The organism is Mesorhizobium sp. M2A.F.Ca.ET.039.01.1.1 (genome assembly GCF_003998035.1).
Taxonomy (GTDB): Bacteria; Pseudomonadota; Alphaproteobacteria; order Rhizobiales; family Rhizobiaceae; genus Mesorhizobium.
The window spans coordinates 1-379 of record NZ_RZRY01001624.1 but is presented as its reverse complement, the minus strand read 5'-3'; the positions used below and the strand labels follow the sequence as shown (position 1 = coordinate 379).

1 protein-coding gene is annotated in these 379 nt (G+C 70.4%); it reads right to left on the bottom strand.

Features of this window, described 5'->3' with window-relative positions; all coding sequences use genetic code 11:
* Positions 1 to 379 (bottom strand): TOBE domain-containing protein (locus EOA24_RS41235; protein ID WP_189354760.1); only part of this gene is annotated, 379 nt, incomplete at both ends.

Below are 379 nucleotides of genomic sequence, written 5' to 3'. Positions count from 1 at the left end.
CCCTGCGGCCGAGCGCAAGGCGCAGCGTGTGCTTCGACTGTTCGGTAATGCGCGCCAGCACGATGGCGCCATTGCAGTCGATGGCGATCTCCACCGTCGGGCCGACGCCCGGCCTGACCGCGGTGATCGTTCCCGCCAATATATTGAGCGCGCTGAGGCCCACCGGCTCTTCGGTCGCGATCATGACGTCGCGGGCGCGGATGCGCAGCCGCACTGGCGTCCCGGCCGGCCGTGCCAGGCGCGGCACGCGGATTTCGCCGGCCGGCGAACCGAGCACCGTCATGCCGAAGCTTTCGTCATGGCGCAGCACCCTGGTGTCCAGCACCGCGCCGCCCTCGCCGCGCTCTTCCGCCGGCAACAGGTCGAGCCGCTGCATGAT